Origin of the sequence: Nocardioides sp. NPDC059952, from assembly GCF_042730435.1 — a bacterium.
In the GTDB taxonomy this organism is placed as follows: Bacteria; Actinomycetota; Actinomycetes; order Propionibacteriales; family Nocardioidaceae; genus Nocardioides.
This window is the reverse complement of sequence record NZ_JBHWLY010000012.1, coordinates 83,874-107,056: the sequence shown is the minus strand read 5'-3', so window position 1 is coordinate 107,056 and position 23,183 is coordinate 83,874. Positions and strand designations below refer to the sequence as shown.

At 70.7% G+C, this 23,183-nt stretch carries 20 protein-coding genes; 7 read left to right on the top strand and 13 right to left on the bottom strand.

What is annotated here, in order from left to right; genetic code table 11:
* Positions 1 to 59 precede the first annotated feature (59 nt).
* The 9 genes from ACFV9G_RS08370 to ACFV9G_RS08330 all read right to left on the bottom strand — a co-directional run bounded on the left by ACFV9G_RS08370 (position 60) and on the right by ACFV9G_RS08330 (position 10,467).
* Positions 60 to 878: a YceI family protein gene (locus ACFV9G_RS08370; RefSeq protein ID WP_378726666.1), complete on the bottom strand. Its 819-nt coding sequence runs from the start codon at positions 876 to 878 to the stop codon at positions 60 to 62.
* Positions 879 to 884: 6 nt separating this feature from the next.
* The gene (locus ACFV9G_RS08365) at positions 885 to 3,335 is read right to left on the bottom strand and encodes an MFS transporter (RefSeq protein WP_378726664.1); all 2,451 of its coding nucleotides are present in this window, start codon (positions 3,333 to 3,335) and stop codon (positions 885 to 887) included.
* 24 nt (positions 3,336 to 3,359) lie between these two features.
* A complete protein-coding gene (locus ACFV9G_RS08360) occupies positions 3,360 to 3,806 on the bottom strand; it encodes a MarR family winged helix-turn-helix transcriptional regulator (protein WP_378726662.1) in 447 nt (148 codons plus the stop codon).
* A gap of 79 nt (positions 3,807 to 3,885) precedes the next feature.
* Positions 3,886 to 4,641: a class I SAM-dependent methyltransferase gene (locus ACFV9G_RS08355; RefSeq protein ID WP_378726660.1), complete on the bottom strand. Its 756-nt coding sequence runs from the start codon at positions 4,639 to 4,641 to the stop codon at positions 3,886 to 3,888.
* Between the two features lie 69 nt (positions 4,642 to 4,710).
* Positions 4,711 to 6,168, bottom strand: a complete 1,458-nt coding sequence (gndA, locus tag ACFV9G_RS08350; RefSeq protein ID WP_378726658.1) for an NADP-dependent phosphogluconate dehydrogenase — start codon at positions 6,166 to 6,168, stop codon at positions 4,711 to 4,713.
* A 52-nt stretch (positions 6,169 to 6,220) separates the two neighbouring features.
* Positions 6,221 to 7,261 (bottom strand): diiron oxygenase, encoded by a 1,041-nt coding sequence (locus tag ACFV9G_RS08345; RefSeq protein WP_378726656.1) that lies wholly within the window; start codon positions 7,259 to 7,261, stop codon positions 6,221 to 6,223.
* Positions 7,262 to 7,346: 85 nt separating this feature from the next.
* Entirely contained in the window at positions 7,347 to 8,012 is a 666-nt protein-coding gene (locus tag ACFV9G_RS08340; RefSeq protein WP_378726654.1) for a DUF2470 domain-containing protein, read from the bottom strand.
* Positions 8,013 to 8,112: 100 nt separating this feature from the next.
* Positions 8,113 to 9,291: an MFS transporter gene (locus ACFV9G_RS08335; RefSeq protein ID WP_378726652.1), complete on the bottom strand. Its 1,179-nt coding sequence runs from the start codon at positions 9,289 to 9,291 to the stop codon at positions 8,113 to 8,115.
* Positions 9,292 to 10,467: a 4-hydroxybenzoate 3-monooxygenase gene (locus ACFV9G_RS08330; protein WP_378726650.1), complete on the bottom strand. Its 1,176-nt coding sequence runs from the start codon at positions 10,465 to 10,467 to the stop codon at positions 9,292 to 9,294.
* Positions 10,468 to 10,650: 183 nt separating this feature from the next.
* On the opposite strand from ACFV9G_RS08330, the gene ACFV9G_RS08325 reads away from it, so the two are divergent.
* The gene (locus ACFV9G_RS08325) at positions 10,651 to 12,504 is read left to right on the top strand and encodes an AMP-dependent synthetase/ligase (protein WP_378726648.1); all 1,854 of its coding nucleotides are present in this window, start codon (positions 10,651 to 10,653) and stop codon (positions 12,502 to 12,504) included.
* Here ACFV9G_RS08325 and ACFV9G_RS08320 read toward each other — a convergent pair.
* Entirely contained in the window at positions 12,473 to 12,958 is a 486-nt protein-coding gene (locus ACFV9G_RS08320) for a DUF4383 domain-containing protein (RefSeq protein ID WP_378726646.1), read from the bottom strand. The two genes, ACFV9G_RS08325 and ACFV9G_RS08320, sit on opposite strands and share 32 nt — an antisense overlap.
* A 53-nt stretch (positions 12,959 to 13,011) precedes the next feature.
* Between ACFV9G_RS08320 and ACFV9G_RS08315 the strand changes: the two genes are divergently transcribed.
* Entirely contained in the window at positions 13,012 to 13,617 is a 606-nt protein-coding gene (locus ACFV9G_RS08315; protein WP_378726644.1) for a TetR/AcrR family transcriptional regulator, read from the top strand.
* Positions 13,618 to 13,630: 13 nt separating this feature from the next.
* On the opposite strand, the gene ACFV9G_RS08310 is transcribed toward ACFV9G_RS08315, so the two are convergent.
* Positions 13,631 to 14,548, bottom strand: coding sequence for an aldo/keto reductase (locus ACFV9G_RS08310; protein WP_378726642.1), 918 nt, complete (start codon positions 14,546 to 14,548; stop codon positions 13,631 to 13,633).
* Positions 14,549 to 14,646: 98 nt separating this feature from the next.
* Between ACFV9G_RS08310 and ACFV9G_RS08305 the strand changes: the two genes are divergently transcribed.
* From ACFV9G_RS08305 to ACFV9G_RS08295, 3 genes are all read left to right on the top strand, one after another.
* Positions 14,647 to 15,327, top strand: a complete 681-nt coding sequence (locus ACFV9G_RS08305) for a DNA-binding response regulator (RefSeq protein ID WP_378726640.1) — start codon at positions 14,647 to 14,649, stop codon at positions 15,325 to 15,327.
* A 104-nt stretch (positions 15,328 to 15,431) separates the two neighbouring features.
* Complete coding sequence (locus ACFV9G_RS08300; RefSeq protein ID WP_378726638.1) at positions 15,432 to 16,274, top strand: RNase H family protein; 843 nt, start codon at positions 15,432 to 15,434, stop codon at positions 16,272 to 16,274.
* A 14-nt stretch (positions 16,275 to 16,288) separates the two neighbouring features.
* Entirely contained in the window at positions 16,289 to 17,188 is a 900-nt protein-coding gene (locus ACFV9G_RS08295; RefSeq protein ID WP_378726637.1) for an amidohydrolase family protein, read from the top strand.
* Here ACFV9G_RS08295 and ACFV9G_RS08290 read toward each other — a convergent pair.
* The gene (locus ACFV9G_RS08290; RefSeq protein ID WP_378726635.1) at positions 17,185 to 18,300 is read right to left on the bottom strand and encodes a galactosyldiacylglycerol synthase; all 1,116 of its coding nucleotides are present in this window, start codon (positions 18,298 to 18,300) and stop codon (positions 17,185 to 17,187) included. The two genes, ACFV9G_RS08295 and ACFV9G_RS08290, sit on opposite strands and share 4 nt — an antisense overlap.
* Positions 18,301 to 18,414: 114 nt before the next feature.
* On the opposite strand from ACFV9G_RS08290, the gene ACFV9G_RS08285 reads away from it, so the two are divergent.
* On the top strand, positions 18,415 to 20,595 hold the full coding sequence (locus ACFV9G_RS08285; RefSeq protein WP_378726633.1) for an Eco57I restriction-modification methylase domain-containing protein: 2,181 nt from the start codon (positions 18,415 to 18,417) through the stop codon (positions 20,593 to 20,595).
* A 92-nt stretch (positions 20,596 to 20,687) separates the two neighbouring features.
* On the opposite strand, the gene ACFV9G_RS08280 is transcribed toward ACFV9G_RS08285, so the two are convergent.
* Positions 20,688 to 21,536, bottom strand: coding sequence for an acyl-CoA thioesterase domain-containing protein (locus tag ACFV9G_RS08280; RefSeq protein WP_378726631.1), 849 nt, complete (start codon positions 21,534 to 21,536; stop codon positions 20,688 to 20,690).
* Positions 21,537 to 21,670: 134 nt separating this feature from the next.
* Between ACFV9G_RS08280 and ACFV9G_RS08275 the strand changes: the two genes are divergently transcribed.
* Positions 21,671 to 23,053, top strand: a complete 1,383-nt coding sequence (locus tag ACFV9G_RS08275) for an NAD-dependent succinate-semialdehyde dehydrogenase (RefSeq protein WP_378726629.1) — start codon at positions 21,671 to 21,673, stop codon at positions 23,051 to 23,053.
* Positions 23,054 to 23,183: the final 130 nt, after the last annotated feature.

Sequence of the window (23,183 nt, the reverse complement as noted above, 5' to 3'; positions counted from 1 at the left end):
CAGACTGTAGTTTCGTCGCCCACAACTACCTTCTCGGCTGCCACTTCCACCGATTCGGCTCAGGTCGGGAGCGCGTCGCCCTGGACGGCCTGGATGTCCAGCTCCACCTTGAGGGTGGTGCCGATCGCGGCGATGCCGGCGGAGACGGCCTGGTTGTAGTTCATCGCGAAGTCCTCGCGCCGCAGCTGAGCGGTGGCGCGGAAGGCGGCTCGGGTGCCGCCCCAGGCGTCCGGGCCGGTGCCGAGGTAGGCGACGTCGAGATCGATGGAGCGGGTCTGCCCGTGCATCGAGAGCTCCCCGTGGACGGTCCAGCGGTCCGATCCGGCCGGGGTGAGGCCGGTGGAGCGGTAGACGATGTCGGGGAACGCCTCGACATCGAGGAAGTCTCCGCTGCGCAGGTGGTCGTCGCGCATCCGGTTGCCGGTGTCGATCGAGGCGGCCCGGATGACCGCCTCGACACGCGACTTCTCCAGATGATCGGGAGCGATCTCGACGAGACCGGAGAACTCGGTGAACCGGCCGCGCACGCTGGAGATGCCCAGGTGCTGCGCGACCGCGCCGACGGTGGAGTGGGCTGGGTCGATCGTCCACGGGCCCGGGGCCGGAAGCGAGGTGTCGCCCTGACGGGTCAGCGTGACCTTGCCGAGCGCGGCCGTCCCCGAGGCCGTGACGATCGCGGTCGCCGCGGTGGGGGACCAGCCGATGGCGGTGACGATCGCGACGTACGGCCCGGGGGCGAGGACGGTGTCGTCGGTGACGACACCGTCCTCGTCGGCCTCGGCGCGCAGCACCTGACCGCCGGCCGTGTCGGTGAGGGTGACGACCGCGTGCGCCACGGCCCAGCCGTCGCGGGTGCGGATCTGTGCGGTCAGTGCCATCGCGGATCAGTCCTCGGGGTGGGTGAGGACGATCTCGTGGCCGTCCACGCCGTGGCCGGTCAGGCTCACGGCGCCGGCCGCCGGCGGGTAGCTGGTCGCCAGGACCGTGTAGTCACCGCTGTCGAGGTCGGCGAAGGCGTACGCCCCGTCAGCTCCTGTCGTCGCGGTCCCGGCCACGTTGCCGGCCGCGTCGACCAGCGTCACCCGAGCGTCGGCGAGCGGCCCGAAGGCTGCCTTGACGACCCCGGTCAGACGCGCGCCGGTGACCATCTCCACCTCGATCCGGGTCAGGCCGGTGGCACCGATCTCGATCGGCACCGCGCGCGGGCGGAAGCCCTCGGCGTTGACCGCCACCGTCGCCGGTCCCGGGACCAGCTCGTCGATGAAGAAGGTGCCGTCCGCAAGGGTCGTGCCGGTGGAGAGCAGGTCGCCGCGTACGTCGGTCACGATCACCATCGCGTCCGTGATCGGCGCGCCGTCCTCGCCGCCACGCACGATGCCCTTGAGGCCCGTGGTGCCGCTGAGCAGGAGGTCGTACGCCACCGGCTCGCCGCCAACGACCACCGTGGAGGCCTGCGGCTGGAAGCCGTCGGCCGAGGCGATCAGGACGTACGTCCCCGTCCCCGGCGCGTCGACCGCGTAGGAGCCGTCGGCGTGGGCGACCGAGCGGCCGAGCTGGCGCCCGGAGAGCGAGATCAGCGTGACCGCGGCGTGCGGGATCGGGATGCTCCCGGCGCCGCGGACGAAGCCGTGCAGCGCGATCCCGTTGGCGACCGGCGCGGGGGCGTCAGCGTGCTGCTCGGGCACTCCGGCGACGCCCTCGGCGACCGCAGCCGGCCCGTCGACCGAGGCAGCCTCCGCGGCAGCCTGGGCGAGCCCGCCCTTGGTCTTCAGCGGGACCTCCTTGATGAACACCACGAACAGCAGCGCGATGACGGCTGCCCCCGCGGCGACCAGGAAGATGTCGGCGATGCCGTGCCCGTACGCACTCTCCAGCACCGACCGCAGCGGCTCGGGGACCTTGTCCAGGTCCGGGATCTCACCGGAGGTGCCCTGGGCCAGCGCGGCGTAGCGCGGACCGAGGTCGGCCAGCCCGTCCTGGACGTAATCGGTGACCCGGTGGGCCATCAGCGCGCCGAGCGCGGAGACGCCCATCGCGCCACCGAGGCTGCGGAAGAAGGTGACCATCGAGCTGGCCGCGCCGAGGTCGGCGGGCGCGACCTGGTTCTGCGTGGAGAGGACCAGGTTCTGCATCGTCATGCCGACGCCGAGGCCGAGGATCGCCATGAAGATGGCGACGTGCCAGTACTCGGTGTCGTAGCGGATCGTGCCGAGCAGCCCGAGCCCGCCGACGATGAGGACGGCGCCGACGACGAGCCAGGCCTTCCACCTCCCGGTGCGGGTGATGACCTGGCCGGAGATGGTCGAGGAGAGGAACAGTCCGGCGATCATCGGGATCGTCATCACGCCGGCCATCGTCGGCGACTCGCCGCGGGCCAGCTGGAAGTACTGGCTGAAGAAGATCGTGCCGGCGAACATCGCCACACCGACGAAGAGCGAGGCGAGCGAGGAGAGCGTGATCGTCCGGTTGGCGAAGAGTCGCAGGGGGATGATCGGCTCCTTGGCCTTCGACTCGACGAGCACGAAGATCAGCAGGAGCAGCACGGAACCGCCGACCATGGCCGCGGTCTCCCAGGAGGCCCAGTCGTACTTGTCACCGGCGAAGGTGACCCACAGGAGCAGCAGGGAGACGCCGGCCGCCATGAAGAACGCACCGGCCCAGTCGACCTTGACGCCCTCGCGCTTGACGACGGGGAGGTGCAGGGTCTTCTGCAGCACGATGAAGGCGATGATCGCGAACGGGATGCCGACGTAGAAGCACCAGCGCCAGCCGAGCGAGTCGGCGTCGGTGATGACGCCGCCGATCAGCGGGCCGCCGACGGTGGCGACCGCGAAGACGGCGCCGAGGTAGCCCGAGTAGCGGCCACGCTCACGCGGCGAGATCATCGCCGCCATGATGATCTGGGCGAGAGCGGTCAGACCGCCCATGCCGATGCCCTGGACCGCCCGCGCGGCGATCAGCTCGCCCGGGTTCTGGGCGAGGCCGGCGACGGCCGAGGCCGCCACGAAGAGGACCAGCGCGATCTGCATGAGCAGCTTCTTGCTGAACAGGTCGGCCATCTTGCCCCACAACGGGGTGGTGGCCGTCATGGTCAGCAGGGAGGCGGTGACCACCCAGGTGTAGGCCGACTGCCCGCCGCCGATGTCGGCGATGATCTCGGGCAGGGCGTTGGAGACGATCGTGGAGGAGATCATCGCCACGAACATGCCGAGCAGCAGGCCCGAGAGCGCCTCCATGATCTCGCGGTGAGACATCTCACCGTGCGAGGTGGGTGAGCCCTCGGACGGGCCTCCCGGTGGACCGGCGTGAGTCCGTTCGGCTGTCGTCGTTGCCATGGACTTCCTTTCTGGTGATGCTGTCTAGTTGCTTGCGGTGCTGCAGTGGCCGAGGCTGTCGCGGAGCTTGGTGACGAGCCGGACGAGCTCGTGCACGTCCCGCTCGTCCCAGCCGCTGAGCCGGTCGGCGATGAGGTCGGCGAGCTGTTGGGAGGCGCTGTCGAGCAGGTCGCGCCCGGCGTCGGTGAGGCAGAGGATGCGGGAGCGCCCGTCGGTCGGGTTGGGGGAGCGCTCGATCCAGCCCTGGTCGGCGACGCACGCCACATGCCGGCTGGTCACCGAGATGTCGACGGCGAGCAGCTCGGTGAGCTCGCTCATGGTCATGTCGCCGTGCTGGCGCAGCATCGTCAGCACCCCCGCGGAGCCGGCTGTGAGCTCGGGCGGAAGCCTGCGGACGAGGCCCTTGCGTACGGCTCCGACCTCGCTGAGCTGATGGATCAGCTCCTGGTACGTCGCGTGCCCGATCATCATCCCTCCAAGTTGGTTGACTTTTACAACCATATGGAGGATAGGGGTCCGATGCAAATCTCGCCCGGCGCAGGGCGTGTTGCTAGGCGACGGTTCCGCGGGCCGCCCACGCGGTCGCGGTCACGGTGATCGGGCCGTTCCCGAGCCGGCGCCGGGCGACCTCCTCGAGCGCGGTACGACCAGCCTCGTCGAGCGCCGCCACGTAGTCGCCCGCCGGCCCGACCCCGAAGGTGTAGGGGTTCCACCACTCCTCGAAGGTCGGGTGGGTGACGCGGATGACCAGGCCGCTGGGCTCGACGTTGCGGAGCCCGACCTTCCGGAACATCTGCTCGAGGTCACCCATCCGGGCGCCGGCGAGGAAGGCCTCGTCCTCGGCCTCCGGGTCGATCTCGTGCACGCAGGACCAGAACGGCGCGACGGCGCCGGTGTCGGCGTCCCAGACGCACGCCGCGACGGTGCCGCCCGGCCGGGTCACCCTGACCATCTCCCTGATCCCCGCCTCCGGGTCCGTCATGAAGTGCACGACCAGCTGGGCCAGCGAGACGTCGAACCAGTTGTCGTCGAAGGGGAGCGCCTCGGCCACGCCGGTGTGCACATCGACCCTGGCCAGCTGCCGTGCGACCGCCTCCATGAACGGTGGCGAGGGGTCGATCGCGGCCACCAGGTGGGCCTCGGTGAGGGTCACGAGGTGGCGGGTGAGCGTGCCCGGTCCGCAGCCGACGTCGAGCACCCGCTGGCCCATGCTGACCCGGGCGAAGTCCGCGAAGTGCGGTGCGAGGGGTTCGGCGTAGCGCCCCATGAATCGGGCATACCTCTCCGCGGCGACGTCGAACCCCATACTTCAGGCTAGGTACGCCGTTCGCTACGCCGACAGCCCCAAGTTCGGTATCTCCCGATGCCGGGCTACCTAGTGGGTCGAGGGCGTCGTCGGGATCTCCGAGCGGTCGTCGGACCACAGCGTGTGGAAGGTGCCGTCCTTGTCGACGCGCTTGTAGGTGTGCGCGCCGAAGAAGTCTCGCTGGCCCTGGATGAGCGCGGCCGGGAGCCGGTCGGCGGCGAGCGAGTCGAAGTAGGCGAGCGCCGAGGAGAACCCCGGTGCCGGTACGCCGGAGGCCACCGCGATCCCGACGACGCGTCGCCACGCCTCCCCGCCGGAGGCGACCGCGTCGGCGAAGTAGGGGTCGACGAGCAGCGTCTCCAGGTCGGGCTCGGTGGCGTAGGCGTCGACGATCCGGTTGAGGAAGCGGGCCCGGATGATGCAGCCGGCCCGCCAGATCTTGGCGAGTGCGCCGAGGTCGATGTCCCAGCCGTACTCCTTAGCCCCGGCCACGATCAGGTCGAACCCCTGTGCGTAGGCGACCACCTTCGAGGCGTACAGAGCCGCGCGTACGTCCTCCACGAACGTGTCGGGGACCGGGGGTGCCTTCGGGCGGTCGGTCACCGAGGCCCGCACCGCGGCGCGCTGGGCCGGCTTGGAGGAGACCGCCCGGGCGAAGACGGCCTCGCCGATGCCGGAGACCGGGATGCCGAGGCCGAGCGCGTTCTGCACCGTCCACACGCCGGTGCCCTTCGAGCCTGCCTCGTCGAGGATGACGTCCACGAGCGGCTGGCCGGTCTTGGCGTCCTTCTGGGCGAGCACCTCCGCGGAGATCTCGATCAGGTAGGACTCGAGGTCGCCGGTGTTCCAGTCCTTGAAGACGTCGACGAGCTGCTCGACCGAGAGCCCGCCCACCCGCCGGAGGAGGTCGTAGGCCTCCGCGATCAGCTGCATGTCGGCGTACTCGATGCCGTTGTGGACCATCTTCACGAAGTGGCCGGCGCCGTCGGTGCCGACATGGGTCACGCACGGCTCGCCCTCGGCCACCGCGGCGATGCTCTTCAGGATCGGGCCGAGCGTCTTCCAGGCCTCGGCCGAGCCGCCAGGCATGATCGAGGGGCCGTTCAGCGCGCCCTCCTCGCCGCCGGAGATGCCGGTGCCGACGAAGTTCAGGCCGCGCTCACGCAGCTCGCGCTCACGGCGGATGGTGTCGTTGAAGTTGGCGTTGCCGCCGTCGACGATGATGTCGCCCGGCTCGAACCGCTCGGCCAGCTGCTCGATCACCGCATCCGTCCCCGCCCCCGCCTGGACCATGATGATCGCCGTACGCGGCTTGGCCAGCGTCGCCACGAAGTCGTCGATCGTCTCGGAGGCGAGGAAGCCGGCCTCGGGATGCTCGGTGATGAGCTCGTCGGTGCGGGCGTAGGTGCGGTTGTAGACCGCGACCGCGTTGCCCTCGCGGGAGGCGAGGTTGCGGGCCAGGTTGGACCCCATCACGGCCAGGCCCACCACGCCGATGTTCGCGCGGCCATTGTCGTTGTTCGGCATCGTGCTCCTCGTGTGAGTCGGTGATGCCATTCAACTCTGTCCGTCAAGCCGCTCAGGCAGCGGCGGTGGGCGGTTCGGCGCGGAAGCGCGCGGGTCGTCCGTCGACCCCCAGCACCTTCCAGGACCACCGTGTCAGCGGCGTACGCAGCCCGAGGCTGTCGAAGAGCATCCGGACGTCGGCGAAGAGGTGACGGCGGAACGCGGCGGCCTCGGCGCCGGTGCCCCAGACCTCGCGGACGACTGAGTCCGGGAGCCCCATCAGCTCCCGATCGGCGCGCGAGGGGATGATGATCGCGTCGGAGCCCAGGCGCATCGCGAGCGGGGTGAGGATGCCGAGGGCCAGCCGCGAGACCGGGTTGAGCGAGGGGGCGTGCTCCTCGAGCCAGGCGTGCGCGAAGCCGATGTGGCGGGCCTCCTCGGCGATGTGGATGGCCATGATCTGGTCCAGGAGCGGGTGGGTTCCGCCGGCGCGCATGGCCTCCTTCTGCACGTGGTCGATCGGCTCCTCGCCGGCCAGGATGATGGCGAAGAAGAGGGCCGGGTAGAGGCCGCCGAGGTGTCCCACGAGCGGGATGGCGCGCATCAGCCAACCCGGTGCGCCCGCGACGTCGGGGCAGACCCGGTTGGTGAACTCCTGGAACATCTGGATGTGATGGGTCTCCTCGGTGAGCTCGTGCATGAAGTAGCGGAACTCGGGGTCGCCGTTGTCGACGCCCATCAGGAACTGGGTGCCGCCGAGGAGGAGCAGCTGCTCGAACTGGGAGCCGGTCTTCACCATCGCGGTGAGGCGGTGCCGGCCGACCTCGATCTGCCGGGCCCTGGGCAGCGACCGGTACCACGGGTGTGCACCGAGCAGGTCGAGCGTGGGCAGGATCCAGCGCTCGTCGTCCTCGGGCACGGCCATCTCGGGCGCGTCCCAGTCGACGTCCTTGAAGGCGTTGAAGTACATCTCGACCGACGCCTCGGACAACGTACGCAGCGTCTGGTCGTAGTCCTGGCGCGGCAGGGGCCTGGTCGGCGCGATCATCCGGACAGGGGTGCCGGCGACCGCACCCACGTAGCCACCGATCGAGAGAAGTGTCCGCACAACCATCCGAGCCTCCTTGCACGACGTTGATACGTCATCAAGGTACATGGGATTTGTGTACCAGGAAACAGGTTCGGCGCGCGTGTCCCGTTCAGCAGATCTCGGCGGCGAGTGCCTTCCGGACGCCGGCGACGAGGTCCTCCGGCGTCCGGGCCGGGTGGTCGAACGTGGTCCGCGCGCTGTGCGCCCCCGCCTCGTCGACCCACTGGAACTCGAAGCCTTCGGCGCAGAGCCCGGTGATCTGGGCGGCCAGGATGGTGTCGACCGGGATGTAGGAGCGAGTCGCGACCGCCTCGCGCAGCTCGTTGCCGTGGTGGTTGTTGAGGTGGTCCTGGTTGCGGTGGAGCACACCGTCGTTCAGGTCGAGCTCGCGGTCGGTGAAGGCGTCGAGGGGGACCGGGACCGCTTCGCCGCTGCGGCGGACCAGCATGACGTTGGAGACGTCCATGACGACCTCCTCCCACTCCGTCTCGCAGCACGTGCAGGCATCGGTACGCAGCCACCTCAGCGTCCCGGTCAGCCGGACCGCCTCGTCGTTGCCGAGCATGCCCTGGAGGACCAGCACGACGTGGCTGCCCCGGCGCCCGGCGTACGCCATCCGCTGCTCGGGCGGGCACAGGAAGGTCGGGCGGCCGCCGTCGTCGGCGAAGCCCTGCATCTCCAGCTCCTCCATCGAGTAGGGGATGCCGTCGATCACCACGCTGCCGCCACGGGGGCATGACAGGATGCTGCGGGCAATGCTGGCGGTCGAATCCATGGCACCTCCTGTTTAGGTAAGGCTTACCTAAACACGAATCCAATTGATCGAGCAAGAGCCGCCGCTCACATCGTGGTGCTCGCGCCCGCCCCGGCCCTGGTCACACCCTGACCAGGCGGTCCCGTCCCGCCACCATCACGGCGACCACCAGTCCCGCCGCGGCGATCCAGAGCGGGACCATCGCCAGGGTCCAGGAGCCGGTGGCGCCCTGGATCAGGCCGACCAGGAACGGCCCGGAGGCGCCGACGGTGTAGCCGAGCAGCTGCATCATCGCCGAGAGGCGGCCCGCGACGTGGTCGTCGGCGCTGCGCAGCACCAGGATGGTGAAGGCGTAGGAGATGCCCATGCCCTGCACGATCCCGCCGGCCACGCACCAGACCGGCCAGAGGCCGGGGGCGAGGGCGAGACCGACGACCACGACCAGCCAGACCACGCCGATCACCACGCCCAGTGCCCGCTGGTCGCGCCCCCGGTGGATCAGGGCCGGCACCAGCAGCGTGCCGGGGATGCCCAGCACCTGGAAGAGCGACATCGCCACCCCGGCGTCGGCCAGGCTCAGGTCGGCCGTGTCGCGCAGCAGCGTCGGCATCCACGCGGTCACCGCGTAGTAGGTCACCGACTGGAGGCCGAGGAATGCGGTGACCGCCCACGCCACCGGATTCGTACGCAGCCTCGCGCCCTCTCCACTCCGGCGCGGTGCCACGGACGCCGGTGAGCGGTGCTCCCGGGCGGCGGGCCCGGCCAGTGCGGCTGCCGCGACCACGGCCATGACCGCCCACACGGCCAGCGCGTCCCGCCAGCCCAGCCACCCCGCCAGCGGGGCGGTCAGCGCGGCCGCGAGCGCCGCGCCGGTCGAGAGCGAGGCGGTCGAGACCCCGGTGATCCGGCCCGCGGCCGACCCGAAGTCACGCTTGACCGCGACGGGCATCAAGACGTTGCCGACCGTCATCGCCAGCCCGAGGACCACGGTCGCGGCCAGGAGCAGCCAGACTCCGGCGTACGGGCGGACGGCGGTGGCCAGGGCGATGACCAGGCAGCCCACGAGCAGCGCCCGGTAGATCCCCACCCGGCGGCCCAGCCACGCGGCGCCGGGCGCGCCGAGGGCGAAGCAGAGGACCGGGAGGCTGGTCAGCAGCCCGGCCGTCGCCGATGACATGTGCAGGTCGGCGCGGATGTCGGGGAGCACCGGCGAGACCGCGGCGATCGAGCCGCGCAGGTTGAGACCTACGAGCAGGATCGCCGCGAGCAGGCCGTAGCCGGACCCGGTGGCGCGGGCCACTCAGAAGCCGATCGGCAGACCGGCGTAGTTCTCCGCGAGCCCGGCGGCGGCGTGCTCGCTGGAGGTCACCCAGCGCAGCTGGGAGAGCTGGAGCTGGGTGTCGAACGGGTCTTCGGCCGTGTGCAGCATCGTCGTCATCCACCAGGAGAAGTGGGTGCAGCGCCAGACGCGGCGCAGCGCGGTCTCGGAGTAGCCGTCGGCCAGTCGCGAGTCACCCTTGAGCAGCGCGGTGAGCGCGGGCGCCAGCAGCGCGACGTCCGCGACCGCGAGGTTGAGCCCCTTGGCGCCGGTCGGCGGGACGATGTGGGCGGCGTCGCCGGCCAGGAAGAGCCGGCCGTGGCGCATCGGGGTGGAGACATGGGACCGCATCGGCAGTACCGACCGATCGGTGATCCGGCCCGGCTGCAGGCTCCAGCCGTTCTGGCCATGGCCGAGCCGGGCGGCGAGCGCGTCCCAGATCTGGTCGTCGGACCAGGTCGCCGGGTCGGTGCCGTTGGGCACCTGGAGGTAGAACCGCGAGACGCTCTCCGAGCGCATCGAGTGCAGTGCGAAGCCGTCGGGGTGCCAGGCGTAGATCAGCTCGTCGGTGGAGGGCGCGACGTCGGCGAGGATGCCGAACCAGCTGTAGGGATAGGTGCGGTCCCAGCTCTCCCGCGCCGGGATCGCGGCGCGGCTGGGGCCGAAGGAGCCGTCGCAGCCGACGATGACGTCCGCCCGGATCCGCTGGGGGAGCCCGGCGGCGTCGGTGTAGGTGACCGAGGGGTGGTCGGAGTCGAGGTCGTGCAGCGCGGTGTCGCTGATCTCGTAGTGGATGGCCTGACCGGCGGCGCGCCGGGCGTCGATGAGGTCCTTCTGCACCTCGGTCTGGCCGTAGACATAGACCGCCCGGCCGACCAGGTCGACGAAGTCGAGGTGATGGCGCTCCTCGGGCCACTGCAGGTAGATCCCGCGGTGCTTGTCGGCGTCGCGGGCCAGCCGGTCACCGAGTCCGACCTCGGTGAGCAGATCGACGCTCGACTGCTCCAGGATCCCGGCGCGGATGCGGGCCGCGACGTACTCCTCCGACCGGGTCTCCACCACGATCGAGTCGACCCCGTCGGCGGCGAGGAGATGGCTCAGCAGCATCCCCGCGGGGCCGGCGCCGACGATCACAACCTGCGTACGTTCTTCTGCCATGGGGCGAGTCAACTCCTGTCCGGGCGGCTACCGCCAGAGCGTTCTTCCGCTGAACGGAAACGACGCCGCCCGGGGTGGATTCCCGAATAGCGCGGATGGGCTCTTGTGCCCGCGGCAACTCGTCCCTACGGTCGAGGCACCCCGATTGTGACCCGAGTCACAAACCACAGAAGGAGCGTTCCGATGCCCGACGTCCTCGCCGACCGCGCCGCCCTCGAGTCTCAGATCGGCGACCAGACCATGGTCGACGTACTCGCCGGGGTGGTCGCCGACCGCGGCGCCGAGCCGGCCTTCTCCGACCGGCACACCTCCGACGGCACGGGCTGGCGCACGCTGACCTGGGGCGAGCTGCACCAGCGCGCCCGCGAGCTGGCCGCCGCCTACATCGCGGCCGGTCTCCAGCCGGGGGAGTCGGTCGCGATCATGGCCGCCAACCGCATCGAGCACGTGGTCGCCGACATGGCCACGGTGCTCGCCGGCGGTGTCCCGATCAGCATCTACAACACCCTCGCGCCCGACCAGGTGGGCTACGTCGCCGAGCACGCGGACCCGCGCATCGTGGTGCTCGAGACCGACGACCACGTCGCTCGCTGGGCGCTCGGGCTCAAGCGCGAGGAGATCGTACGCATCGTCACCATCGACACCGCCGTGGAGGACGACCCGCGCGCTGTCGCCTGGGACGACTTCGTGGCCTCGGGCGCGGCTGCGCTGACCGAGGTCGGCGGGGAGCTGGACGCGCGCAGCGCAGCGGTGACCCCCGACGACACGGTCACGATGCTCTACACCTCGGGCACGACCGGTCAGCCGAAGGGTGTGGTGCTCACCCACCGCAACATCGTCTTCGAGACGACCAGCTCGCTGACGGTCTCCGGCGTCGAGGAGCCGGGGGTGCTCGTCTCCTACCTGCCCTTCGCGCACATCGCCGAGCGGGTGCTCAGCCTCTACATCCCGCAGTTCAACGGCGGCCACGTCTACCTGGTCCAGGACCCCGCACTGCTTCTCGGCACCCTCCAGGAGGTGCACCCGACCAGCTTCTTCGGGGTGCCGCGGGTGTGGGAGAAGATCCGCACCGGTGTCACCGCGCTCCTCGCCGCCGAGACCGACGAGGCCAAGAAGGCCGGGGTCGAGACGGCGATGGCGGTCGGGCTGGCCTACGTCGAGTCGCAGCAGCTCGGCCAGACCACCTCGCCCGAGCTGCAGGCACAGTTCGAACAGGCCGACGCCGCAGTCCTGTCGACCATGCGCGCACTGCTCGGTCTCGACAAGGTCGAGTGGGCGGCCAGCGCTGCCGCACCGATGCCGATCGAGGTGGCGAGGTTCTTCGCCGGCCTGGGGCTGAAGATCTACGACGTCTACGGCATGACCGAGACCACCGGGGCGGCCACCGGCAACGGGCCGGAGGCCTTCCGGCTCGGCACCGTCGGCCGCGCCCAGCCCGGGATCGAGCTGCGCATCGCCGATGACGGCGAGATCCTGTTCCGTGGCCCGATCATGACCCCGGGCTACGTCGGCCGACCCGATGCCACCGCTGCGCTCTTCGACTCCGAGGGCTGGCTGCACACCGGCGACATCGGATCGCTCGACGAGGACGGCTTCCTCACCGTGGTCGACCGCAAGAAGGAGATGATCATCAACTCCGCGGGCAAGAACATCGCCCCCTCCAACATCGAGAACCTCCTCAAGGAGAGCCCGCTCGTCGGCCACGCGATGGTGGTCGGTGACGGCCGCTCGTACGTCGTCGCCGTCCTCACCCTCGACGGCGAGATCGCTCCCGTGGTCGCCCAGAAGCTCGGCGTCGAGGCCGGCTCGCTCGCCGAGCTGGCCCAGCACCCGGTGATCCGCGGTGCGGTGGGTCAGGCCGTCGATGCCGCCAACGCCCGGCTGTCCCGTCCCGAGCAGGTCAAGGCCTTCGAGCTGCTCGGCGAGGAGTGGACCGCCGAGTCCGAGGAGCTCACCCCGACCCTGAAGCTCAAGCGTCGGGTGGTGAGCAAGAAGTACGCCGACATCATCGACGGGCTGTACGCCGCCGAGGAGTGAGGTCGGACATCGTGCTGGCCCAGCCGCCGTCGCGGCGGATCTGCACGACTGCGATCACGACCAGGACCGCCGCGGTGGCGAAGTGGATCATCGCGTCGGTCACGTGGTCGGGCATGTGCATGACCCACATGACCTGGGGTGATGCGAGCGCCCAGATGCCGGGGACGGTGCCGGCGACGGCGGCCGCCAGGAGGTAGAGGACCGACCAGGAGTTGCGGCGGCACAGGAACAGGCCGGGCGCGAACAGGGCGAGTCCGGCGAGCGCGTGCCAGCCGTTGTAGTCCATGCCGAGCACCTTCGCCGTCGGTGCGTGGTGGCCGATCGCGAAGCTCGGCTCGGCGATGAACCCGGCGATCGCGATGCAGACGTGGGCCGCGCAGATCACCAGCACGGCCCACTGGGCGAACGTCCATCGCGTGCCCGAGCGCGTCTCTTGATAGATCGTTCTAGTCATATATTGACCATAGACGTTCACGGCCGACACGCGCTACCGGAAAGATGACGACGATGACCAACACGCGGGCGCGGATCCTCGAAGCCAGCACCGAGCTCTTCCGCCGGCAGGGCATGTCCGGCACCGGCCTCAAGCAGATCGCCGAGGTGGCCAAGGCGCCGTTCGGGTCGATCTACCACTTCTTCCCCGGGGGCAAGGACGACCTGGCGGGCGAGACGATCCGGCGCGCGGGCAGGGAGTACCGCGACCTGGTTCTGGCCTTCTTCGCCGGCCCCGACGACCTCGTCACCAACGTCGAGACCGCGTTCGCGGCCGCGGCCGCGGTGCTGGTGGAGACGGACTACGCCGACGCCTGCCCGATCGCCACCGTCGCGCTCGAGGTCGCGAGCACCAACGAGCCCCTGCGTCAGGCGACCGCCGAGGTGTTCACCGACTGGATCGAGGTCGGCGGGCGGCATCTCGAGCAGCGGGGAGTCCCGCCCGAGGCGGCCCGCGGCCTCATCATCGGCTTCATCACCAGCCTCGAGGGTGCCTTCGTCCTGGCCCGGTCGCGGCGCCCCCCCTACCGGCTGGTGGGGGCCGGCCGCGCGGTGCCGGGTGGGGTGGGGGTGGCCGTGGGCCCGCGGCGTCGGGGTTGTGAAGCTGAGAGTGGCCTATAGACCACTCTCAGCTTCACAACCCGGCCAGGCTCAGTCTGGCCACCTCCTCGTCGGTGAGCCGGAGGGCGCCGGCCGCGAGGTTCTCCTCGAGGTGGGCGGGGTCGGCGGTGCCGGGGATGGTGAGCACGTGCGGGCCCTGGTGGAGCGTCCAGGCGAGGCGTACCTGGGACGGGGTCGCGGAGTGCGCCTCGGCAACGGCCTCGACGACATCGCGACCGTTCTCGTCGGGGGCGGTTCCCGGGACCGCGCCGGCGACGGCGGCGCCGATGGAGTTGAAGGGCACGAACGCGACCCCGTGCTCGCCGCACAGCCGCAGCAGTGCGTCGTCCTCGCGACGGGTGGTGAGCCCGTACTGGTTCTGTACACAGGCCACCGGTCCGATCGCGAGTGCCTCGGTGAGCTGCTCGGCGCCGATGTTGGAGAGGCCGACGTGCTCGATCAGGCCCGCCTCGCGCAGGTCGAGCAGGGCGCCGAAGTGGTCGGCGATCGACCCGGTGCCGCGTTCGCGTCCGACTCCCCAGCGCAGGTTCACGAGGTCGAGGTGGTCCAGGCCGAGCTGGCGGATGTTCTCCTCGACCTGGTCGCGCAGACGCTCGGGTCGTGGCTCGGACTCCCAGGCGCCGTCGCGGCCGCGCGGGGTGGGGCCGACCTTGGTCGCGATGACCAGGTCACAGGCGTACGGCTGGAGAGCGGTGGCGATCAGCTCGTTGGCCGAGCGCGTCGGGGTGAAGTAGATCGCCGCGGTGTCGATGTGGTTCACGCCGAGCTCGACGGCGCGGCGGAGCAGCGTGATCGCGTTCTCACGATCGGGGGCGACAGGGGTGGACAGGTTGCCGATCAGGCGCATCGCGCCGAAGCCGATCCGGTTGATCCGGTTGTCGCCGAGCTGCCAGGTGCCGGCGGCTCCGGCGGTGATGTGGTTCGTCGTCATGCACTCCAGCGTCGCGACTGGTCGCCGCGTACTCACGGTCTTGGCAGGTTGTTGCCGATCGCCGAGCGCGCCTTGATGGCCGGGGCAGAATCGATGCCGTGACGAACACGGTGGGGACGATCCGGGCGGGCGGGACCGTCGCCGTCGTACGTGGCGAGGAGGAGCTCGTGCGACGCACCTCGCACCTGTTCGCGGCCGCCACCGACATCGCCTGTGCCGCGATCGACCTGCGCACCTGGTCGGCCGCGCGGACCGAGGCGGGCATCAGGGCCGCGCTGTGCGGGCGCGCCGGCGGCGGGGTGCGGCTGCGGAAGGTCTACCGGCCCAACGTGCTGCTCGACCCGGTCTCCGCCGCCCAGCTGCGCGAGATGCGTGACACCCGCGGCGCCCAGATCCGGATCACTCCCGACGAGATCAACGAGACGATCCTGATCGATCGCCGGGTCGCGATCCTCGCCGGCGACCGGCGCCTGGGCGAGCGCAGCTTCAGCATCGTCACCCAGCCCGAGGTGGTCCAGGGCGTCACCTCGCTCTTCGACGCGGCCTGGCGTTCGGCGACCTCGGTGGACGCCTACGACGCCCGGATCGCCGAGCTGCGTGACATCGCGCCGCAGGTGCTCGACCTGCTCGGCCGGGGCGTCAAGGACGAGGCTGCGGCCCGCACGCTCGGGCTCGGCGTACGCACCTACCGGCGCCGGGTCGCCGAGCTCATGGAGGCGCTCGGCGCCTCGTCCCGGTTCCAGGCGGGTGTACGCGCCCGGGAGCTCGGGCTCGTCTGACCGTTCCGGTCGGTGGTGTCCGGATCCTGACGCCGCGGTCTCTTTCTCAGGGGCCGCCCGGTAACGTCGAGAGCGACTTGTTCGGGCGGGTCAGGAGGTCTGTGGTGCGTTGCTTCATCGTCGTCAAGGAGCGCAGCGACGCTGAGAAGTGGGACTGGGTCCTGGTCGGTCCAGGGCTGCACGCAGCGGGATCGTTGGGCGCTCGGGGGATCGAGGACGCGATCATCGCGGCGGTCGGAGCGGCGTACGACTCGCTGGAGTCGTACGCGCCGGTGCAGGTGGTGGTCGCGCTGCCGTCCAACGCGCGGTTCTGGATGCTGACCGACGAGATCGCGGACGCCTATCCCGGGGTCACTGTGGTGCCGTTCGCCGACGCGGATGCCGACATCCGTGCGGAGGCGGTGGAAGCGCTGGCGATCCATCGGGCCGGCCCGCTGCCGCCGCTGGTGGTGGCGACCGACGGGTCGGCGCATCGCGGATTCATCGGCTGGGGATGGCTCGCCGGCGACGGCCAGCACGGCTTCGGCCGGCAGGTCCCGAACGCCCGGATCCGCGATCCGCAGTCGCTGGTGGTCCTGGCCGAGCTGCAGGCGATCGCCGAGGCGGTGCGGGCGCTGCCCCGTCGCACGCTGACCATCCGGACCGACTCGCGGGTCGCGCTCGCGATGATCGAGGACTGGCTGCGAGGTGAGCTGTCGATGCCGAAGGGCTATGAGACCGAGCACCGCGCGGAGCTCGCCGGCCTGACCCGGATGCACGACGACCTGTGCCGTGAGTCCGATCGGCTCTCCTTCGAGTGGGTGCGCGGCCACGTCGGCGAGGCGCTCAACGAGGGCGCCGACTCGCTCGCCAAGCTCGCCCGGCGCTTCGCCGAGGGGACGTGGGGGCTGACCGCCGACGAGGTGCCCGGGAGGGCCCGGGCGATCGCCGAGACGTTCGCCGGGTAGGTAGGTTCGGCTGCGTGAATCCTCCTGCGGTCGCCATCGCCCCCGACGAGCCCGCGCAGCTCCGCGCGCGGCTCGACGCGCTCGGCCTGGACGGCGTCTTCGACGTACACACCCACTTCCTGCCCGAGCGGATGCTCGACAAGGTGTGGGCCTACTTCGACGCGGCCGGGCCGTTGACCGGGCGGCCGTGGCCGATCGCCTATCGGCACTCCGAGGAGGAGCGGCTCCGGGTGCTGCGGTCGCTAGGCGTACGTCACTTCTCGGCGCTCACCTATCCGCACAAGCCCGGCATGGCGGCGTGGCTGAACCAGTGGGGTGCGGAGTTCGCGGCGGACAAGCCGGACTGCCTGCAGTCGGCGACGTTCTACCCGGAGCCGGGGGCCGGTGACTACGTGCGCGAGGCCGTCGAGGCGGGCGCGCGGATCTTCAAGGCGCACGTCCAGGTCGGCGACTACGACCCCAACTCGCCGCTGCTGGACCCGGTCTGGGAGGTGCTCTCGCAGTCGCGTACGCCGCTGGTGATCCACTCCGGGCACGGGCCCGCGCCGGGTCGGTTCACCGGACCCACCGGCATGGAGGCGCTGCTCGGGCGCTATCCGGATCTGGTGCTGATCGTCGCTCACATGGGGCTGCCGGACTACTCGCGGTTCCTCGACCTGGTGGAGAAGTACGACGGCGTGCACCTGGACACGACCATGGCCTTCACCGCCTTCACCGAGGCGACGACGCCGTTCCCTGTCGAGGAGCTGCCGCGGCTGAAGGCGTTGGGGGAGCGCGTGCTGTTCGGGAGCGACTTCCCGAACATCCCCTATCCCTATCTCGAGGCGGTCGACGGGGTCCTGGGGCTCGGGCTCGGAGACGAGTGGGCGCGCGGGGTGCTCCGCGAGAACGCCGCGAGGCTCTTCGGGTCCTAGGCCACGGCGGTCTCGTCGTAGCTGTCGGTGAGGAGCTGGACGATGTCGGGGACGCCGAGCGCGAGCCGGTTGAACCGCGGCGACTCGGCGGCGACTTCCAGGTGCTTGGCGAGTTCGACCTCGTCGCGGGCCCACGGGATCAGCCCGGCGCGGTCCAGGTTGGCCGAGTTGGCGGCGCCGTGGCCGGAGATCGAGCGGTAGGTGATCACCGGCGTGCCCGAGGCCAGGGCCTCGAGCGAGGTGAAGCCGCCGGCGTTCTGGACGACGCAGTCGCTGGTCGCCATCAGCGCGCGGACATCGGTGCGCCAGCCGAGCGCGACGACACCGGGGATCCGCTCCAGGCGGCGCTTGAGACACGGGTCGGTCGCGCAGAGGACGATCGGGGTCATGTCGCTGTGCTCGAGGATGTCGCGGGCGGTCTGCTCGAGCGCGCCGGCGCCCAGCGAGCCGCCGGTGACCAGCGCCCGCGGGCCTTCCAGGTGGAGGTCCGCGAGGGGGTCGGGAAAGACCTTCCCGGGGACGTACGCCGCGCCCGGCGGGACCAGCGGCTGGACCACGGCCGCGTTGCCGCCGAGCATGCGCGCCTCGCGTGCGGCGACCTCGTGGATGGCGAGGTTGAGGTCCATGCCGGGGTTGATCCACAGGGCCGGGACCGCGGCGTCGGTGAGGTAGGTGACCGCGGGCACGGTGAGCTGCCCGCTGGTGCGCAGGTGGCCGATGACCTGGGAGCAGAACGGGTGGGTGGAGATGACCAGGTCGACGCCGCGCATGGCTTCGGTGAGGTTGCGCGTGGAGAGACGAAGGAACTGGTTGAACGGCTTGTGGAGCCGGCGTCCCGGCATGACCAGGCTCATCGTGGTGCCCCAGGAGTCGGGGCTGACCTGGAGCTGCATCTTGTAGCCGACCTTCAGCCCGTGCCCGAGCCGCCAGGGCATCAGGTCGACGAAGTCGAAGATCTCGACGTCGCATCCGGCCTCCCCGAGCGCTCGTGAGATCTCCCGGGAGGCCGAGTTGTGGCCCGCGCCGTAGCTCGCGGAGACGATGGCCACGCGGGGTGCCGTGCCGGGCCGGATGTGAAGGAGGGGCCCGAGCCGCTCCGAGTCGATGGACATGCGCCGGATTCTGTACGCACGGCGTGACGTTGTGGTGAACGTGGACACCCCGCTGCGCCACTCTTCATCATCGGTTCGTCTCCCCGAACCTGCCGGCGTTCTATGGTTCATCCTGTGATCACGCCCCGGGCACTGCGCACTCGAGCGCGGTCGGCGGTTGCCGAGCTGGGCGGCGGCCCCTCGGCGGTGGCGGCGGTGATGCGTAGCGTCGTGGCGGGGTTCGCGCGGGCACGGGGGATGGTGCTCACCGACGCCGCACTGGACGCCGCGGGGCTGCTGTCGTGCCCGGATGGTCCGAAACGGGATCATCTGCTGTCGAACTATCTCTTCCTGGATGGGGCCGCAGTCGATGATCTGGTTCTGGAGGAGATCGGTTACGTCTACGAGGCGTTGCTCGAGGTCGCCTCGCGGCGCGACAACGGCGCCCACTACACCCCGCCCGAGCTCGCCGACGAGGTGGTCGCCCACGCGCTGGCGCCCGTCGCCTCCGCCGACGCGGCCGTGGTCGACATCGCCGCCGGGACCGGTGTCTTCCTCCTCGCCTGCGCCCGATATCTGGCGTCGTCGTGCGAGCGGCCCGTGGCCGAGGTCGTCACTCGCTGTCTCTACGGTGCCGACATCGACCCGGTCGCGGTCGACATCGCCAAGCTCTCCCTCTGGCTGCTCTGCGAGGACCCCTCACTCCCGCTGACCTTCCTCGACGACCGGATCCTGTGCGGCAACTCGCTGGTCGGGCTCGTCGACACGGACGAGCTGCCTGCAGGTGTCGGTGACCCGAAGGCGTACGCCGATGCCATGGTCGCGGTCGCGCTGCCGTTGGGCGGTCGGCCGGGGAGACGGCTCGAGGAGGCCTACGCGGCGCTGGGCCGAAGCCGGCGCCTGCCCGTTCCCGCCGTCCGGCCGATCCACTGGGCGCTGGCCGCGCCCGAGGTGATGGCGCGCGGCGGCTTCGACGCGGTGGTCGGCAACCCGCCCTACCTCGGGGTGAAGCGGGTGCGGGACGCGATCGGCCAGGAGCTGCGCGACTACCTCGCGCACACGCTCGCCGCCGGCACGACGAGGCGGGCCGACTACGTCATCTACTTCCTGCTCCGGGCCGCTGCTCTCAGCCGCGGCGAGATCGGGCTGATCACGACCGACTCGATCAGTGAGGGAGACACCGCGCGCTTCGGCCTCGGCGCGCTCCTGGACCGCGGCTGGCAGGTCGCCCGGGCGGAGCGGTCGGCCCCGTGGCCGACCGCCGGAGTGCGCTTCGCGAAGATCTGGCTCACCACCCGGCCGCTCGACAGCGCGTGGCTCGACGGGCGCTCGGTCCCGGCGATCACCGGGACCCTCGAGGACGGCTTCTCGCTCCCGGAGCCGGCGCGGCTGGAGCTCGATGTACCGCTGCCCCACGGCTATCAGGGCACGATCGTGCTCGGCCGCTCGCTCGTCCTGACACCGTCCGAGGCGGAGGCTCTCGGACGTGGTCCGCTCGGACACACCGTGCGGCCCTATCTCAGCGGCGAGGACCTGGTGACGCCGTGCGGCTCGACCGCCTCACGCTTCGTGCTCGACGTCGGCAGGCTCGGCCTCGAGGAGCTCGCCGTGGACCGCGCGCTCGCGCGGCTGGTGCGGTCGAAGGTGCGAGCCGAGCGCCGCCGCCAGTTCGTGAAGTACCCCCAGCTCAAGGAGCGTTGGTGGGGCTTCCTCAGCCCTGTCGAGGAGCTCTATCGCGACGCCGCCGAGCTCTCGCACGTCATCGCCTTCAGCAAGCACAGCAAGCACCTGTGGCCCGTCCTGGTCGGCGCCGACCACGTCTTCTCCAACGGGTTGGTCGTCTACCCGACGCAGGATGCGGCGGCGTACGCGTTCCTGGCCTCCGACCTCCACCGCGCCTGGGCGGTACGCGCCGGCGGCACCATGCTCAACACCGCCTACCGCTACAACCCCTCGCGCCTGCGTGCGACCTACCCGTTCCCCGCGGACCTCGGGCCGCTCCGCCCGGTCGGCGTTGCGCTCCTGGCCGCCCTGGACCGGGTCGGCGACGAGCGCCGGATCGGCATCACCGGCGTACTCAACCTCGTCGGCGACCCCGACACCCACGACCCCGCGACCGCCGATCTCCGGCAGGCCATCGCCGACGTCAACCACGCGACCGCCCGCCTCCACGGCATCGACGAGTCCCTCGCCACCCCCGACCTGACCCCCTCCGGCTTCGGCCTCACCCCGACCCGCCAGCGGGCCCTGATGGCCGCCCTCGTCGCCCACAACCTCGCCCTGGCCGAATCCGCAGAAATGGCGGCCGAGAAGTGAGTTCTGGCGGCCGAGGCTGCAGAAGTGGGCGACGAAACTAGAGTTTCGTCGCCCACAAGTGCGGATTCGGCCCGCCAGAACTACGGTTTCGGCTAGACCGGGGTGGCTGGGCCACCCTCGACGGGAGCGGTGAAGTCGACGGTGCGCTTGGCGTTGGCCAGGGCGGTGACGGTGGCGGTGCCGATGGTGCCCTCGCGGTCGAAGACCTCGGCGGTGCCGACGGAGATGCCCTCGTGGGCGACGTGGTCGATGGTGGCGAGGCCGACCTCCATCCCGGCCGGTCGCCGGGCGAGGGCGAGCGAGATGTCGGTGTTGATCCACTCGACGCCGTTGCTGCCCCAGTTGGTGACCATCGAGGTCGCGTCGGCGATCGAGGCGACGGTCTGGAACGGGGTCATCGGCTCGCCGGCGACGGTCGGTACGGCAACCTGCCAGGTGACGTGGCGCCCGGCGTTCTGGTGCTTGCCGAAGTCGTCGGACCAGGGGTTCTCGGAGACGAAGAACGGTACGTGCGGCTCGGAGGTCGGCGGCGCGACCTCGAGCGGCGGGGGAGTGGCGCGCTCGGTCGCCGACCAGACCTCACCGGCCGGGTTCTCGCCGGCGAGCAGGTAGGTGCAGGTCGCACGCGCCACGACCCGCTCCGAGCCGTCCTCGGACGACTGGACCATCTCGGCGTCGAGCAGCGCGATGCGCGGGCCGTCGCGTACGACCCTCGTGCGGATCCTCGTCGGCACCATCCGCGGCGGTCGGAACAGGTCCACGTGATAACGCGACGGCACCAGTTCCGAGGCGCGTCCGAGCTCCTCGATCTGGTCCTCGAGGCCGCGGGCGATCAGGCCGCTGGCGGCCACTCCGTGCATGTGGTCCTCGGCCCACATGCTGCGAGCCATCGGCGTAGGCTCGAAACCGTCATCGGTGCGCCGGAAGAATGCGAGATCCATGCGGACATTCTAGAACGTGTCCTAACTTCGGATTCAGTTGCGAAAACCGGTAAAGAGTAACGGTTCCGTCATCAAAAGCGCCCCGAAACCACGTACCATCGCACCACAAGCAGCCCCGATCGAAGAGGATGACGATGAGCACCACGCCTCCCTACCAGGTGACCGACCCCGCAACGGGCGAGGTGATCGAGACCTTCCCGTTCGCCACCGACGCCGAGGTGGAGGAGGCGTTGGAGCGGTCCAAGAAGGCGTACGCAGCCTGGCGCTCGACCCCGATCGAGGAGCGTTCCGCGATCGTGAAGCGCGCCGCGGACCTCTTCACCGAGCGGGCCGCGAAGCTCGGCTCGATCATCCGCACCGAGATGGGCAAGAAGGCCTCCTCCGGTGCCGGCGAGGCCGAGTTCTCCGGTGAGATCACCGCCTACTACGCCGATCACGGCCCCGAGCTGCTCGCGGAGACCGACCTGCCCGGCCACGAGGGCAAGGCGGTCATCCAGCGTCTCCCGCTCGGCCCGGTGCTCGGGGTCATGCCGTGGAACTACCCCTACTACCAGGTCGCCCGCTTCGCCGCGCCCAACCTGGTCGCCGGCAACACCGTCCTCCTCAAGCACGCCGAGAACTGCCCGCGCTCCTCGGCCGCCATCGCGAAGATCTTCGAGGAGGCCGGCCTTCCCGAGGGCGTCTACCAGAACCTCTACGCCACCCACGAGCAGATCGCCACGATGATCGGCGACCCGCGGGTCCGAGCGGTCTCGCTGACCGGCTCCGAGCGTGCCGGCACGGCGGTCGCCGAGGCCGCCGGTCGCAACCTGAAGAAGGTCGTCCTCGAGCTCGGCGGCTCCGACCCCTACATCATCCTCGACTCCGACGACATCGACGAGGCTGCCGAGACCGCCTGGGCGACCCGGATGGAGAACGTCGGCCAAGTGTGCAACGGCAACAAGCGGATGATCGTGAACGAGGGCGTCTACGACGACTTCGTCGCGGCCCTCACCAAGCGCGCCTCCGCGATGAAGCCGCTCGAGGGCGAGGACGGCGACGACACGGTCTACTCCCCGCTGGTGGCCCGCAAGGCGGCCGAGGCGCTGCGCGCGCAGATCCAGGACGCCGTCGACAAGGGCGCCACGCTCCACGCCGGTGGCGAGATCTCCGAGGGCCCCGACGCCTTCTTCGCCCCCGCCGTCCTCACCGGCGTCACCCCGCAGATGCGCGCCTACACCGAGGAGCTCTTCGGCCCGGTCGCCGTCGTCTACAAGGTGAGCACCGACGAGGAGGCCGTCGATCTGGCCAACGCGGTGGAGTACGGCCTCGGCGGCGCCGTCTTCTCGACCGACGAGGCGCGCGCGATCGCCGTCGCCCAGCAGCTCGAGGTCGGCATGGCCAACGTCAACACGCCGGCCGGCGAGGGCGCCGACGTCCCCTTCGGCGGCACCAAGCGCTCCGGCTTCGGCCGCGAGCTCGGCCCGCTCGGGATCGACGAGTTCCTCAACAAGCGTCTGTTCTACGTCGAGCGCTGAGGTTCGTCGGAGTCTGTCGAGACCCGGCCCGTGGGGCCTACAACGCACCACCCCCCACGACGCCCCGCCGCCCGTGGGGTTTAAGAAAGAAACCGACCCCCCCCGCGATGGGGAGCTGGGTAGTGGGGTT

What these genes read in the sequence shown, in the direction of transcription:
- ACFV9G_RS08370 (WP_378726666.1), bottom strand. Translation starts at nt 878, where the DNA reads ATGGCACTGACCGCACAGATCCGCACCCGCGACGGCTGGGCCGTGGCG.
- ACFV9G_RS08365 (WP_378726664.1), bottom strand. Translation starts at nt 3,335, where the DNA reads ATGGCAACGACGACAGCCGAACGGACTCACGCCGGTCCACCGGGAGGC.
- ACFV9G_RS08360 (WP_378726662.1), bottom strand. Translation starts at nt 3,806, where the DNA reads ATGATGATCGGGCACGCGACGTACCAGGAGCTGATCCATCAGCTCAGC.
- ACFV9G_RS08355 (WP_378726660.1), bottom strand. Translation starts at nt 4,641, where the DNA reads ATGGGGTTCGACGTCGCCGCGGAGAGGTATGCCCGATTCATGGGGCGC.
- gndA (WP_378726658.1), bottom strand. Translation starts at nt 6,168, where the DNA reads ATGCCGAACAACGACAATGGCCGCGCGAACATCGGCGTGGTGGGCCTG.
- ACFV9G_RS08345 (WP_378726656.1), bottom strand. Translation starts at nt 7,261, where the DNA reads ATGGTTGTGCGGACACTTCTCTCGATCGGTGGCTACGTGGGTGCGGTC.
- ACFV9G_RS08340 (WP_378726654.1), bottom strand. Translation starts at nt 8,012, where the DNA reads ATGGATTCGACCGCCAGCATTGCCCGCAGCATCCTGTCATGCCCCCGT.
- ACFV9G_RS08330 (WP_378726650.1), bottom strand. Translation starts at nt 10,467, where the DNA reads ATGGCAGAAGAACGTACGCAGGTTGTGATCGTCGGCGCCGGCCCCGCG.
- ACFV9G_RS08325 (WP_378726648.1), top strand. Translation starts at nt 10,651, where the DNA reads ATGCCCGACGTCCTCGCCGACCGCGCCGCCCTCGAGTCTCAGATCGGC.
- ACFV9G_RS08320 (WP_378726646.1), bottom strand. Translation starts at nt 12,958, where the DNA reads ATGACTAGAACGATCTATCAAGAGACGCGCTCGGGCACGCGATGGACG.
- ACFV9G_RS08315 (WP_378726644.1), top strand. Translation starts at nt 13,012, where the DNA reads ATGACCAACACGCGGGCGCGGATCCTCGAAGCCAGCACCGAGCTCTTC.
- ACFV9G_RS08310 (WP_378726642.1), bottom strand. Translation starts at nt 14,548, where the DNA reads ATGACGACGAACCACATCACCGCCGGAGCCGCCGGCACCTGGCAGCTC.
- ACFV9G_RS08290 (WP_378726635.1), bottom strand. Translation starts at nt 18,300, where the DNA reads ATGTCCATCGACTCGGAGCGGCTCGGGCCCCTCCTTCACATCCGGCCC.
- ACFV9G_RS08280 (WP_378726631.1), bottom strand. Translation starts at nt 21,536, where the DNA reads ATGGATCTCGCATTCTTCCGGCGCACCGATGACGGTTTCGAGCCTACG.
- ACFV9G_RS08275 (WP_378726629.1), top strand. Translation starts at nt 21,671, where the DNA reads ATGAGCACCACGCCTCCCTACCAGGTGACCGACCCCGCAACGGGCGAG.